The following is a 14,191-nucleotide window of genomic DNA, read 5'->3' as shown; positions in this document are numbered from 1 at the left end:
TCTTTTTATCAAAATAAACAAATCTCCAGGAACTTTAGACTTCAATTCCCAACATCTCCATCAATACATCAGTCTGCAAGGGTTTAACGAGAAAACCTGTAACCTGACCATATTTTTCACTGATGACTACATCCATAGGATCCATAGAGGAAGTGAGCATTTTTACAGGAATTTTGTTTCCTGTTTTTACAAGTTCTTCAAGAAAATCCCATCCCTGCATCTCGGGCATATTCACATCCAAAATCAAAAGATCTGCCTCGTGGTTATTAAGCCAGTCTAATGCTTCAAAAGGATTTTCAAAGAAAAACAGTTCAATATCAGGCTTAATCCGCAAAAGATTTTTACGGTTGATCATGTGTTGGATTTTATCATCATCCACAAAAACTAATTTATTAATCAATTTTGCCATTCCTCAAAAATGTTTGGGTCAATAAAATATAATTATAATTGAAATCACAATCCTTCTTCAAAGCCACTGATCAAAACTATCATCATTAAATTGCTCACACAAATATAATAACATATCCAACTGTCATTGGTCTTTTTGTCAGATTCCTTTTTTTTAGTTATGTCTAATTTATTTAGTCTACTCAAATTTAGATATACCTAAAAGTATTATAATATGTTTGATATCAAATACTTACTATGATTAGATTCAATAAATAATTCTACTTGATAGTCCTGGAATAATTAATATTTGCAATTGCTATAAATCTTTCTTTCCTACCCTCTCTTCTTTGTTTCATTTTTGTTTTTGATAAAAACAATTTAATCAAGATATCTCAGATGTGTGTTTTTTGCATAGATTGCTTTTTGATTTAAGGTTCAAAAACCATGGAAGAAAATAAAAAGCCGGTCAGCTTAAGAAATAAAATTCTGATGATCTTAATCTTTTTCAAGGATAGGTTTGACCTCCATGAGGGCAAAGAGGATGAGCTTGAAACCATAGACTACATCAAAAAAAATGTGGAATTCAAAGGTGCCAATCTTTGGATTCTCATCTTTGCCATCTTTGTGGCATCAGTAGGATTGAATGTAAATTCCACTGCCGTGATTATTGGTGCCATGTTGATATCTCCACTCATGGGACCTATTATGGGTATAGGACTTGCTGCGGGAATTAATGATTTTGAACTCCTCAAAAAGTCCATGAAAAATCTGGGAATTGCTGTCCTGATCAGTATTCTCACGAGTACCATTTACTTCTCCTTCACTCCTCTTGATGATGCCCAATCAGAATTGTTGGCAAGGACAGAACCCACCATTTGGGATGTATTGATTGCCTTGTTCGGTGGGCTTGCGGGGATAGTGGCTGGGTCCAGAAAAGAGAAAAGCAATGCCATCCCCGGTGTAGCCATTGCAACTGCTTTGATGCCACCTCTGTGTACAGCCGGTTATGGTTTGGCTACAGGCAATCTCTATTACTTCTTTGGGGCTTTTTATTTATTTTTTATCAACTCAGTTTTTATCAGCCTTTCGACTTATCTGATTGTCAGATTTATGAAGTTCCCCAAGAAGGAATTTCTGGATAGAAAGCGGGAGAAAACAGTCCGGACTTACATCACCCTTTTCACCTTGTTAACAATAATCCCCAGTGTATATCTAGCATACAACATTGTCAAACGTACCTTCTGGGAAAAAAGCGTGAAGGAATTTATAAGCAACGAATTTGACTTGCCACGTACCCAGATAATTGCCAGCACTTTGAATTATGATGCAGATAGTAGTGTCATTGAAATAAGCTTGATAGGAGAAAGAATTGAGGAGGAACAAATCATCCGTATCCAAAAAAGACTTGATGCTTTTAATCTTAAAAATACATATCTCAACCTCAAGCAAAGTGGTGATTCCGGTACTGACATGAACCTGTTACGTTCGGATATTTTAAAAGATCTATATGAAAGAAATGAATTATTGATCCAGGATAAGGACCAAAAGATAAATCTTCTCGAAAGAGAACTGTCCGAATACAGTAGAAGCAGCAATCAGGTGGTAGACCTTGCCAATGAAGCTAAAATCCATTATCCAAATCTAGAAAACTTTACCGTGAACAGGACCATTATGGCTAATCTGAAAGAAAATAGACAGGATACCTTATTATTGGCATTTGCCAAATTCAGACAAACTCCATCTGCACAAGAAAAACAGCGATTTGGGGAATGGCTAAAAGTCCGGACCAAAGCAGATACTGTATCTTTGATCATTCAATAATCCCAAAAAGCATGAAAAAGCTTTTGACCATATTTATCCTTTCCGCATTTACTTTCATACCCTTGACAACCAAAGGGCAAAGTGAATCTTATGACCCAGATTTAGCCCAAAAACTTCAAGCGGATGACTATGGCATGCGAAAGTATGTTATTGCCTTTCTTTTTTCTGGTGACCGGATTTCTGAATACACACCTGAGGAAAAGGCAGAAATCCAAAAAGGACATATGGCCAATATCACTAAACTGGCGGAAATGGAAAAACTCATCCTGGCAGGCCCTTTTTTTGGTAATGACACCATGAGAGGTATTTTTATTTTCAATGTCAATTCCAAAGAAGAAGCTGAAGAACTGACTAATACAGATCCAGCAGTCCAAGCAGGAGTCCTTAAAATGGACCTGAAAGAATGGTATGGGTCAGCTGCTTTGTTGATGATACCTGAATTCCACAAGAAAATACAGAAGTCGGATTTTTAAATCCCGGACTTCTAACTATTTTTAAACCTTGACCCAACTAACATATTCCTATGCAAAGCAAAAATTACGTTCTTTTCTTATCGGTAACAGCTGCCTTGGGCGGGTTTTTATTTGGTTTTGATACCGCGGTCATTTCCGGTGCAGAAAGAGACATACAAAATCTCTGGGGATTGGATGATTGGAGTCACGGTTTGGCAGTGGCCATGGCCCTTTATGGCACTGTCATTGGAGCACTTTTCGGGGGTATACCTGCCGACAAGTTCGGTAGAAAAAATTCTCTCCTTTGGATCGGAGTATTTTATTTGATTTCTGCAGTAGGTTCAGCCCTGGCCAATGATGTCAATACATTTATGATATTCCGGTTTATCGGGGGATTGGGAGTAGGTGCTTCTTCTGTAGTAGCACCCATGTACATTTCGGAAATAGCTCCGGCAAAAAGACGGGGACAATTAGTGGCCTTATATCAATTCAATATTGTATTTGGCATCCTCATGGCTTATTTCTCCAATTACCTGATCGGTACAGCTAATCTTAATGAGGCATGGAGATGGATGCTGGGAGTCGAAGCAATTCCTGCATTGATATATAGTATTTTGATTGTCAAGGTTCCAAAAAGCCCAAGGTGGCTGATTGCGAAAAAACAGGATTTTGATTTGGCAAGGGAGATTCTAACCAAAACAGATCCTGATGGTGTTGATGAAGCAATGGAACTGGCAATTGCAGAAAGTAAAGAAATCAGGGGTAAAGTTGTTGCAACAGCACTTTTCAACCCAAAATTCAGGAAAATTTCTTTTTTTGCTTTTCTGATGGCTTTTTTCAATCAGATGTCAGGCATCAATGCCATCATCTATTTCGCCCCAAGGATATTTGAATCTGCGGGAATTGCCACCGAGGATGCTTTGCTTTCCACCATTGGTATAGGGGTCATCAACCTAGTGGCGACCATGCTTGGCCTGTATCTCATTGACAAAATCGGAAGAAAAATGCTGATGTATATCGGCTCGGTCGGATATATCATTTCACTTTCCCTGATGGCTTACAGTTATTTTGGAGGCGGCATCAGCAATACTCTCCTGCCCTATTTTGTCTTCGTATTCATAGCCTCACATGCTATAGGACAAGGTTCGGTAATATGGGTATTTATAGCTGAAATCTTTCCAAATGAACTACGGGCTTTCGGACAGTCCTTGGGTTCATTTACCCATTGGATATTGGCTGCACTCATCGCAAACCTATTCCCCTTCTTTGCCAGTACTTTCGGGGCAGGAAGCATTTTCGCATTCTTTGCTTTAATGATGGTGCTGCAATTGATCTGGGTAGCTTTCCGCATGCCGGAAACAAAAGGAAAATCATTGGAGGAAATACAAAAAGAATTACAGAAAAGCCATGTCTAAAAAAGTCGTATGTTTTGGTGAAATGTTGTGGGATTGTTTTCCTGACAAAGAAATTCCAGGTGGTGCACCTATGAATGTAGCGCTCCACCTGAAGCAGTTGGGTCTAGATGTGCAAATGATTTCAAGGTTAGGAAAAGATGCGTATGGGAAAAAATACCTCGACTTCATCCAATCCTATGATTTCGATCATACCCTCATACAGACGGATGAAGAGCATGCAACAGGAACTGTGACAGTACATAATGAAGATTCTGAAAACATCAGATATACAATTGTTTCACCTGTGGCATGGGATTTTATTGAGCTGAATACGGATAACAAAGATGCTGTTTCCAATGCTGATGCATTTATTTTTGGGAGCTTGGCTATTAGAAACAAAAGCAGTTGGGAAACACTCTACCAACTTTTGCACCAACCGACACTCAAAGTCTTTGATATCAATTTGAGGGCGCCATTTTTTGATTTTGAAAAAATCGAGATCATGCTGGGCTTTACCGACATCCTCAAGATCAATGAAGATGAACTCGAGATTGTCGCGGATTATTTTGGAATAGCGCCTGAGGTCAAAGCATGTTGCAATTTGCTAACGACCCATTTTCCGGTTAAAATGGTCTGCATTACTTTAGGCTCAAAAGGAGCGATGATTTTCCAAGATGGAAAGATTTTCCAACATCCGGGTTACAAAGTTTCCGTAGAAGACACTGTTGGTTCCGGTGATGCTTTTTTGGCTGGTTTTATCAAAAGCTACCTTGAAGAAAAAACACCCGATGAAATCCTCCAATTCGCCTGTGCCATGGGTGCTTTTGTGGCAACGAAAGAAGGCGGAACACCGAAGTATGGGGAGAGTGAGGTTTGGAAGTTGGTTGGTTTGTAGTAGGCAGTTTACAGTGGTCAGTGTTCAGTAGGCAGTTTTCAGTAGGCAGTAGTGGAAAGTTTTCAGTTTAGCAGAGGGCAGTTGGTAGCTTTCCTGTATAATTGTTGCAGTTTGCAGTGGACAGTTTCAGTGAACAGTAGCAGTGGGAAGTTGAGCAGATTGATTGAAATTAGATTTGAGGTGATTTGGCAAACTTTAGGTTATCGGATAGATTGGAATTGAAAGATTTGTACAATTCGTTAATTTTTAAACTCAGTATGTTATGGATTTCAAAGATTTGTTAGCCTAAAAAAAGGCTTTTATTTTGGCTATGGATATTTTTGAACTATCAAAATCTTTTCCCAAAGAAGAAAAGTATTCCTTAACCGATCAAATCAGAAGAAGTAGTAGGTCTGTATGTGTTAATATTACAGAAGCTTACAGAAAAAGACAATATCCCCTACATTTTATATCAAAATTGAGTGATGCGGATATGAAAAACAGTGAAACCAGAGTTTGGCTTGATTTTGCAATTGCATGCAAATACTTGAGGGACGATGAATACGAAAAATTACTTCAACAGGATCAAGAGATTGGAAAATTGATAAATTATATGATGCAGCACCCCGAAAAATTCGGTTCTAAAAAACCTTAGTCGACCTTTTTAAACCGTCTTATTCAAACTGAATCAATTCTTCCAGCGAATGACAACTGACAACCTACTTCTGACACATTGTAAACAGCAAATCCTAAACCGATCACTGTGATATCACAGAGCACCTGCAAACTTCGAATGAATACTGCCTACTAATTTCTGTTGTTCACTGCAAACTGTAACCACTGACCAACTGAACACTGCCTATTGCCTACTGAAAACTGTAGACTGAACACTGCCAACTGTATACTGCCTACTGCCCACTGCAAACTGCCTACTGAACACTGGCCCTAATCCTCTCCCCAATCTCCGCCAACTCTTCCTTGCTGAGTTTAAGCTTAGGGCGGGTGAAGTTGATGTCATCCATGGTTCTTAGCGGAACAAGGTGAACGTGGACATGTGGCACTTCCAATCCGATTACTGCTACCCCTACTCTCGTGCATTTGATAGATTTGTCGATTGCGTTTGCTACTTTTTTTGCAAAAACATGGAGACCTGCCAAAGTTTGGTCATCGAGGTTAAAAATATAATCTACCTCTTTTTTGGGAACTACAAGCACATGACCTTTGACTAAGGGCATGATATCCAGAAAAGCGATATAGTGTTCATCCTCGGCAATGATTTCTGCCGGGATTTCTCGGTTGATGATTTTAGTGAAGATTGATGCCATAGGTGTAAAAATAAAAAATCCCGAAGGAGAAACCATCGGGAGATTGAGTTTTTAATAAGAAATATCCAAGATTTCAAATTCCAATGTTCCCGCAGGAGCCTGAATTTGAGCAATATCCCCTTTGGATTTCCCATTAAGCCCTTTTCCAAAAGGAGAGGCCAATGAAATCTTACCTGCCTTCAGGTCAGCTTCTTCCTCAGAAACCAAGGTATAGGTAACGGTCATCCCGTTTTTGACATTTTTGATTTTAACAGTGCTCAGGATACCAACCTTAGAGGTATCCATTCTTGAATTATCCATCACCCGGGCATTACCTACCACCCCTTCCAATTTGGCAATTTTTAATTCAAGATGCCCTTGGGCATCTTTGGCAGCATCATATTCCGCGTTTTCACTTAAGTCGCCCTTATCCCTTGCTTCCGCAATTTGCTTGGCAATATCGTGCCTTCCTTTCGTCTTCAACTCCTGAAGTTCGTCCTTCAGTTTTTTCAGACCCTCTTCAGTGTAATACTGTATGTTTCCCATGACATTTAAATTTACTATGGCTATGAAAAATAAAAGAACGGTTTCATTACTGAAACCGTTTCTTCCATGCTTTCGCTATTTGTATGGGTCAAAGGTAATGATTTCAATAGGACTATCAAATCTATACTTGGCAAAAGAATTATTATACTATTATTTAACCTCACTGAACGGTATCAAAAATTAAATGGCAAATGAAATAGTAAATAAAAACTGTCGAGGTCTCAATTGAGTAAATTGTGAGCTAAGTGTGAAAACATTTACATTGAAATTTTCAAATGTGTTAAAATCCAATAGATTAAAAATTTTAAATCCAAAATCAACCTTCTTTCCTATTAACCTATACCGATATGAAGCATCTATAAAAGTGCTTTCGTTTGTCAAACCATTTGATTCGTTAAAGAAATGATCAGCAGTAAATCGAACTAAATGAAACTCATTTGGAAAAAGATCCAATTCAACTTTATTATTAAATTGTATAATATTTCCTATTTCAATATTTTCAAATTCGGATTCAATTAGTCTAAAACTACCATTCCAAGTCAACCCAAATATTGATTTGGGCCTCAAGCCCCATATTATCCTTGGATTTAAAATTTTCAAATTGAAATCTTTAATACTTCCTTGAATGATTTGCTGTCCAGTCCTGTTTTGATGATCGAGACTTATTGTCAAATTGGAATTCAGCATCGGAAAGTATTTACTAGTTCTCAAAAACCACACTTGAGATTGCATTCTATTTAAAAAATTTTCTGCCCTCAGAATCGCCTCACCAGAATCCAATATCTCATTTCCAATTATCGTATTCATTTTACTGTTTAGAAGATTGAATCCAGCTGAAGCAAAATAAGAATAAATTGGATCCTTAAATTGAAAAGAAAGGCTGTAATTGTATTGGATTTCATCTGGTATATCTGAAAGATTTTGTTGAATTGTTCTGTAATCTTTAAAGACAAAGCCGGGATGAAGCTGATGTAATCCTTTGAAATCATTTGATTTTTGAAACGAAAAATAGAAGTTTAATTTGGAATGCACGAAATATGACCCCTGAAAATTTGGTTCAAATATCACTCTAGATAAATTTCTTTTAAAATCAATTCGAGGATCCAAAAAGTTAATATTAAAGTAACTTAGAGGTACTTTTAAACTAAAACTAATCTTATCTGTCTTAAAATCTAAATCATTTTGAAGGTAAGCGCGCATTTCCTTTTGGCGCAATTTATTGGAAAAATTTTCTGGAATATTTATTTCCCCTCCTCCACTATCTTTTAAAGCCATTTGACTATCCATAAAATTCAATTTTGCTAGGAAACCCATTTTTGAAGTAAGACTCAGGTTTTTAGCAACCCGTTTAGTAATTCCAATATTATTGTTAGTGAAATATCCCTTTTCCTTTAAGGTTTGTAGTAAAGTTCCCTTTTCATTTGATTGAGGTAATATCATATCAAATCCAACAGTATTGAGATAAAATCTTTGGTTTGAAAATCTCATATTTATTTGAGATTCATAATTAAAAAGTCGTTTTTTAAAAGGCTTAATTCCTTTCAGAGTATTCCCTAATTCAATAAAGGGCAATTCAATATCTTGCATCCTACTTTCAGAATTCAAGAGGATATTCCCTACCTCACGCCTGTCTTGAACATTGATTTTTGTAGAATTCTTAAAATAGCTTTTTTTGATATTTTTAGTCCAGCTTAATTCTGTACTTAGGTTGCTGTAAAGAAAATTGTTCCTAATATCCTCTGAAATTCGGATTGAATCTCCAGGAAGGAAAAAAGTGGTTTGCTCACCTCCGATTTCTTCTATTTTATCATTTATAAAAGAGAGATTAATTCTAAACTCAGTATCATTTTTGTTTTTACTTAAGGAGTTTATAGTTGCTATTTTGCTTTCATTGAACTCGTACTTTTCCTTGGAAAGACCAAACGACGAAACTTGTCTAACACCGAACCAAGTATTAAACTCTTCTAATTTCCATCTTTTTGTAAGATCTTCAATTGTCAACACTTTAAGTTCTTTTTGGAGATCCTTACCGATATTATTTGCTTGAAAGGAATTTAATATTTGAAAATCGCTCCTGAAAATCATTGGTGTCAGATTTATATCATAGAGTATTGGGCTAAAGCCGGATCCAAAATGTATGACTCCAAGCCAAACATTTTTTCTTTTTAATTTTAGATTAAGAGAGGTTCTTTCTGAATAAACCAAGCTGTCCAAAACCGCAATTGGCTGATGATTTTCCAAAATCTGGATAGACTCCACAGCACTAATTGGCATATTTCTATTTGCCAGATTATATCTCCCCCCCAAAAGATCTAATCCTTCAATATAAAATTTTTCCAAGGCTTTTCCTTGATATCGAATCATTCCGGTATTATCTACTTCAATTCCAGGCAATCTCGACAAGACATCAAAAATGAATCGATCATTTGAATTTGAAATTGAAGATACATCATAAAAAATTGTATCATTATTTGATGTAATGGGATTTCTCTTTCCCTCGAGAACCATCTCTTTTAGTTCCATAATAAAAGGATTCAAGGATATTTCTAAAAATTGATCTTTATTTGGAATCGACAAAATTAATTCTTCCACTGTCAAAGAACGAAATATTAACAATAGACTATCGGGACCTTCATCAACAAGGAGGCTGAATTCACCTTTATCATTGCTAATGGCATAAGCCAATGTGGTTGAATCATTGGGGCTTTTAGCTATTATATTTACACCAAAAAGTGGTGAATTCTCATTCTTGAGCGTAAGGGAACCTTGAATTCTTGTTTCTTGACTAAACGCAGAAAACCAAAAAAAAAAGGGGATAAATAAGCAGTATGTATATTTTTTGAAGCTCATTATATATAAATAAAAAACTTCAATCAACTTTTAAAATGATCGGATTGTTTGCCTTATTATATCTTTCTTGAGAACTTGCTATCTCCTCGGGACTAACCATATTTACCCGATCGCCTAAACCTAATCGAACATCTTGAAAATATTTCTTCTTAGTCTCAAAAAACTTATTTTTGGAAGTAGTAATTGCTTTGGGGTACCCAATCTCTCCCATATCAATTTGTTTTTTTTCAATACCTGTCAAATTAAAATAGTAATGATTGTTAACATCATATAACTCAACTATCAAACCGGGAAGTCCATGAAAAATAAACGGACCATCTCCTATAGGGATTTCTTCTGTAAACCATGCCTCATATTGTCTGCCCCCAACGGAAGTGGTCGCTTTGACACATTTTTTGTCAAGTATATTACGAATGTCATCTGTAATTTTCCAATCTACTTTCCAAAGTTGATCTTTAAATCTAAAGCTGTTAAAAAAAAACTGATCAAAATATACCATTTCATTTAGTGGTAGATTTTTATGAACGATCACTTTTGACTGTGGTTGTTTCATAGATCGTCTTGCATTCATGAATTCCTGAGGGTTAAATTCTCCGATGGAAGTCGAATTATCAGTATATTTTTTTTCAAAATTATCAATTTCAAAACCATAGAAACTCTGAAAAACACTGTTGGTTCCATTAGTCCATAAAACCATTAAATCTTCCTTTCTGTTATCTAAATCAGTAGAATCAGGAGCAAATTTAAATTCATAAAAAAATGAATATGTACTTGTCTGAGCAAATATTTCACAAAAAAAACATAGATCAAATATTGCGATAAATAACAAAGCTTTTTTCATAATTATATTATTTAAAATAAAATAGTGGTAGGGAATTTACCCCTTACCACTAATGACTTGGTTTTATGGAATATCCTCGTTGCACCAAAAATTATTCCAACCAACCATATCTTCTGCAATTTGACCTACAGTAAAACCACAAGCAATTGCTGGCTTACCACAATCAGTAACAAAGTTTACACATTGAAACTCGCGAACTAGAAATGTTGATTGATTTGCTTTCGCAGTAAAGCCCATAATTGTCAGAAAAAGAACTGACAAACTTAAAATTAACTTTTTCATAAAATTTAAAATTTAAGGTTAAATTATTTTTTTATGGTTAAAAAAGCGGCCACTAATAAATCCGATATGAAAAAAGAAAGAAAGAAAGTAAAAAACAAGTGTTAGTTAAAAAATTTTAAAAAATTATTAAAAAAAATATTGAAATGTCAATACAGATTAATATCCTTATTGTTAGATAACAATTAATAATTTAAAAATTAACCAATATTCTTGACATCCAACATTGATAAATAGGGATTTTAAGGAGATTTCACAGTTAATCTCAGTATGGCTAAAAACCTGACTTCCCCAACCAATAATAAATTAACAAAGTCACCAAACAGAGGAATGCCGAAAGTGGTTTGGCATATTTCCACTCTTTTAAATCAATGGGGCTTTTAGAAATATGTTTGAAAACAGGACCCCGTTTAAATCCGAGACTGACCATATACATCAAAAGGAGATTGAGCAAAAACTCTATCCCCCAAATATGGATAAAGTGCAGATTGACTTGCATCAAAAAAGTCGTCAATAAATAAAAAGACAACCCGGTTGCTAATCCGACTTTTGCGCCTGTGGCAGAAATCTCTGGTATAAAGAAACCTGCGATCAAAACTGATGCAATGGGGATAAAGAAAATACCGTTCAATTGCTGCATCAATTGGTACAATCCATCAGGGGCATTGGCCACCATCGGTGCCACCAAAATTGCTACGACTGCAAGAACAAGAGAACTCCACCTACCCACCCTGACCAAGTTTCTGTCAGATGTCTTTGGGGAGATGATTTTTTTGTAAATATCCAAGCTGAAGATCGTTGCCGCTGAATTAAGCACTGAATTGAAGGTACTCAGAATGGCCCCCAATACCACTGCAGCAAAAAAACCTACCAATCCCAATGGAAGCACTTTTTTCAATAACACAGGGTATATAAAATCCTGATCACCAAAGTATTGATCACCATAATAGTAAAAAGCAATGATGCCGGGCAAAACAATAATCAAAGGAATCAGAATTTTGAAAATACCTGTGAAAAGTAATCCCTTTTGGGCCTCAGCCATATTTTTTGCACCCAATGCCCTTTGAATGATGGTTTGGTTCATTCCCCAAAAATATAGCTGATTGATCATCAGGCCTGTAAATAATGTACTAAATGGCATCACGGAATCCTCAGCACCAATTACATTGAATTTTTCCGGAACAGCTTCGTAAACCCTACTCATGCCATGGAGAATATTGCCTTTGCCTATATCCCAAAGGGCAAATACCGGAACCAGCAAGCCTCCAATCATCAGCCCTACAGCATTGACAGTATCCGAAATGGCTACGGCTTTCAGGCCCCCAAATATGGCATATATGGACCCTATCACTCCGATAGTGATTACTGTCAACCAAATACCTTCCGATTTACTGACCTGTAATACTTCCGAGACATTAAAGATGCTTTCCAAGTTAATGGCTCCGGTGTATAGAACAATGGGGAGCAACGTGACTACGAAGGATAGCATCAACAGTAGCGCTACAATGGTCTTTGTTGTGGCATCATACCTACTTTCCAAGTATTGTGGAATGGTGGTCAATCCCATTTTGAGGTAGATTGGAATAAAATAAAGCGCTGCAATCACCAAAGCAATAGCAGAGGTAACTTCCCACGCAATGATGATCATCCCATTTTTATAGGCCGAACCATTCATTCCAATCAAATGCTCTGTGGATATATTGGTCAGGATCATGGAACCCGCTATCACCCCACCTGTCAGAGTTCTCCCTCCTAAAAAATACCCCTCCTTGGAGCTGATATCATCCTTTCTTAACCTATACCAAGAGTAGAAAGCTACAAAAAAAGTGAATCCAATGAAGGAAAGAGCGGTGAGCATTTAGGGGTTTCTGGGTTGAGGATATTGGTGGATATTGATGGATATTAAATTGATATTGGTGGATATTGGTTGATATTAAATGGATATTTTGGGGTAGAAAAATGAGTTAAGTTGGAAGTCCGAAGTAGGAAGACTTCCAACCTCCTGCTTCGGGATTCTTTCTTGGTACGTGGTACTTTGTACTTGGTACCAAAAATCCCGTCGGCCTAAAACCTCAAAACCCCCGGCAAATACTTTGCGACCAAATCCTCATAATATGGTCTTAGCGCTTTGGCATCAGGTGGAACAGGAACTTTGGAATAAAGATCGTAGGGATTAAATTTGTCCACCCATTTGAACATCTCCCGGTCATGGTCATTAAGCAAGTAGTCATATGAATTTTCCCTATGTTGGGCATAGAAAGAATGGTAGCGGATCATATAGAGCGCAGGCTCGGGCATATGATCTTTGACCATTTGATATAGATACTCATCATGTCCCCAGGACATTTTCACATTGTCCAAGCCACAATTCGGTTTGTATATTCCAAACTTCGTATTGTAGCGTCCATCTTTCGAGTCAGGGTTGGCCTCAAAAAACTCAGGATAAACTATGCTTTCAGCATGTTTGCAGCCAACCGGAAAAGTATCCCCTACCACAGCCCATTGCGGTTCTCCGAACAAACAGAGTACTTTACCTAAATCATGGATAAAACCCGTCAGCACAAACCAATCAGGATGGCCATCCTGTCTGATGGCTTCAGAAGTCTGGAGCAGGTGCTGCAATTGGTCCAAGTTGGTATCAGGATCTGAATCATCCACAAGCGTATTGAGGTAATCAACCGCATCCCAAAAAGGCATTTCTTTCTTCTCAAACTTCAAAAACTCCTTTTCCTTTTCCACCACAAAATCATAGGTCTGATAGGTATGATTCAGCCTGTAGAATTCCCGGACAGTGTCCACTCTTTCCGAATCATGGTAATTTCTATAATCATCCTTTGCTTTTGCCCGTTTTTCTTTTGGTTCAGGATACCTCACCAAAAGGTCTTCTTCCCAATGTTCGATGTTTTGAAGTGGTGACTTTTCCTGATCTGAAAGTTTGGTGTTCATTGGTTTATTGTTTTGATACAGAAATATAAAAAGTTATTCCCAAAAGTTCGAAAGTAAGAGGGTAAAGTTTTATAATTCTCTTGACTGCTTTTTATGGTTCAATCGTGTCAGAGGCTTCTCCTTGTCATTTCGAACGTAGAGAGAAATCTATCATACCTCAGGATATAGGCTTCTCATTTCGTCGAAGTGACAAGGTGATGTCTTAAAGGATTCTTGAATGTTTTTTTATTGTTCAATCATGTCAAAGGCATATCCTTGTCATTTCGAACAGAGAGAGAAATCTGTCATGCCTTAGGGTAGACTTTTCCTTTCGTCGAAGTGACAAGGTGATGTCTTAAAGGATTCTTGAATGTTTTTTTATTGTTCAATCATGTCAAAGCCATATCCTTGTCATTTCGAACGTAGAGAGAAATCTATCATGCCTCAGGGTATAGACTTCTCCTTTCGTCGAAGTGACAAGGTGATGTCTTAAAGGATTCTTGAATGTTTTTTTA

At 36.9% G+C, this 14,191-nt stretch carries 13 protein-coding genes; 5 read left to right on the top strand and 8 right to left on the bottom strand.

The features are described 5' to 3' along the window. Positions 1-34: 34 nt before the first annotated feature. Positions 35-409 carry a response regulator gene (locus tag HMJ38_RS07370; RefSeq protein ID WP_194973739.1) on the bottom strand — a complete coding sequence of 125 codons (375 nt, stop codon included), beginning with the start codon at positions 407-409 and terminating at the stop codon, positions 35-37. Between the two features lie 425 nt (positions 410-834). On the opposite strand from HMJ38_RS07370, the gene HMJ38_RS07365 reads away from it, so the two are divergent. From HMJ38_RS07365 to HMJ38_RS07345, 5 genes are all read left to right on the top strand, one after another. Continuing rightward, positions 835-2,211: a TIGR00341 family protein gene (locus HMJ38_RS07365; protein WP_194973738.1), complete on the top strand. Its 1,377-nt coding sequence runs from the start codon at positions 835-837 to the stop codon at positions 2,209-2,211. Positions 2,212-2,222: 11 nt separating this feature from the next. Next, positions 2,223-2,684: a YciI family protein gene (locus tag HMJ38_RS07360; protein ID WP_194973737.1), complete on the top strand. Its 462-nt coding sequence runs from the start codon at positions 2,223-2,225 to the stop codon at positions 2,682-2,684. Positions 2,685-2,734: 50 nt separating this feature from the next. Beyond that, complete coding sequence (locus HMJ38_RS07355; protein WP_194973736.1) at positions 2,735-4,078, top strand: sugar porter family MFS transporter; 1,344 nt, start codon at positions 2,735-2,737, stop codon at positions 4,076-4,078. Beyond that, positions 4,071-4,952, top strand: coding sequence for a carbohydrate kinase family protein (locus HMJ38_RS07350; RefSeq protein WP_194973735.1), 882 nt, complete (start codon positions 4,071-4,073; stop codon positions 4,950-4,952). Before HMJ38_RS07355 ends, HMJ38_RS07350 begins: the two co-directional genes overlap by 8 nt. Positions 4,953-5,253: 301 nt before the next feature. Further along, complete coding sequence (locus tag HMJ38_RS07345; protein WP_317174506.1) at positions 5,254-5,586, top strand: four helix bundle protein; 333 nt, start codon at positions 5,254-5,256, stop codon at positions 5,584-5,586. Between the two features lie 274 nt (positions 5,587-5,860). Here the strand turns inward: HMJ38_RS07345 and HMJ38_RS07340 are convergent, their stop codons facing one another. The 7 genes from HMJ38_RS07340 to HMJ38_RS07310 all read right to left on the bottom strand — a co-directional run bounded on the left by HMJ38_RS07340 (position 5,861) and on the right by HMJ38_RS07310 (position 13,697). Then, positions 5,861-6,256, bottom strand: coding sequence for an HIT family protein (locus HMJ38_RS07340; protein ID WP_194973734.1), 396 nt, complete (start codon positions 6,254-6,256; stop codon positions 5,861-5,863). Positions 6,257-6,307: 51 nt separating this feature from the next. After that, positions 6,308-6,781, bottom strand: a complete 474-nt coding sequence (greA, locus tag HMJ38_RS07335; RefSeq protein WP_194973733.1) for a transcription elongation factor GreA — start codon at positions 6,779-6,781, stop codon at positions 6,308-6,310. Between the two features lie 180 nt (positions 6,782-6,961). Next, positions 6,962-9,631: a hypothetical protein gene (locus tag HMJ38_RS07330; protein ID WP_194973732.1), complete on the bottom strand. Its 2,670-nt coding sequence runs from the start codon at positions 9,629-9,631 to the stop codon at positions 6,962-6,964. Between the two features lie 19 nt (positions 9,632-9,650). Further along, positions 9,651-10,472 carry a GLPGLI family protein gene (locus HMJ38_RS07325; protein ID WP_194973731.1) on the bottom strand — a complete coding sequence of 274 codons (822 nt, stop codon included), beginning with the start codon at positions 10,470-10,472 and terminating at the stop codon, positions 9,651-9,653. A gap of 63 nt (positions 10,473-10,535) precedes the next feature. Next, on the bottom strand, positions 10,536-10,754 hold the full coding sequence (locus HMJ38_RS07320; protein ID WP_194973730.1) for a hypothetical protein: 219 nt from the start codon (positions 10,752-10,754) through the stop codon (positions 10,536-10,538). A 271-nt stretch (positions 10,755-11,025) separates the two neighbouring features. Then, positions 11,026-12,609 carry a solute:sodium symporter family transporter gene (locus HMJ38_RS07315; RefSeq protein WP_194973729.1) on the bottom strand — a complete coding sequence of 528 codons (1,584 nt, stop codon included), beginning with the start codon at positions 12,607-12,609 and terminating at the stop codon, positions 11,026-11,028. Between the two features lie 206 nt (positions 12,610-12,815). Continuing rightward, on the bottom strand, positions 12,816-13,697 hold the full coding sequence (locus HMJ38_RS07310) for an inositol oxygenase family protein (RefSeq protein ID WP_194973728.1): 882 nt from the start codon (positions 13,695-13,697) through the stop codon (positions 12,816-12,818). Between the last annotated feature and the right edge of the window lie 494 nt (positions 13,698-14,191).

Source organism: Aquiflexum lacus (assembly GCF_015476655.1).
GTDB lineage: Bacteria > Bacteroidota > Bacteroidia > Cytophagales > Cyclobacteriaceae > Aquiflexum > Aquiflexum lacus.
Note: the sequence above shows the minus strand (reverse complement) of the source record. Positions and strands in the feature narration are given on the sequence as shown.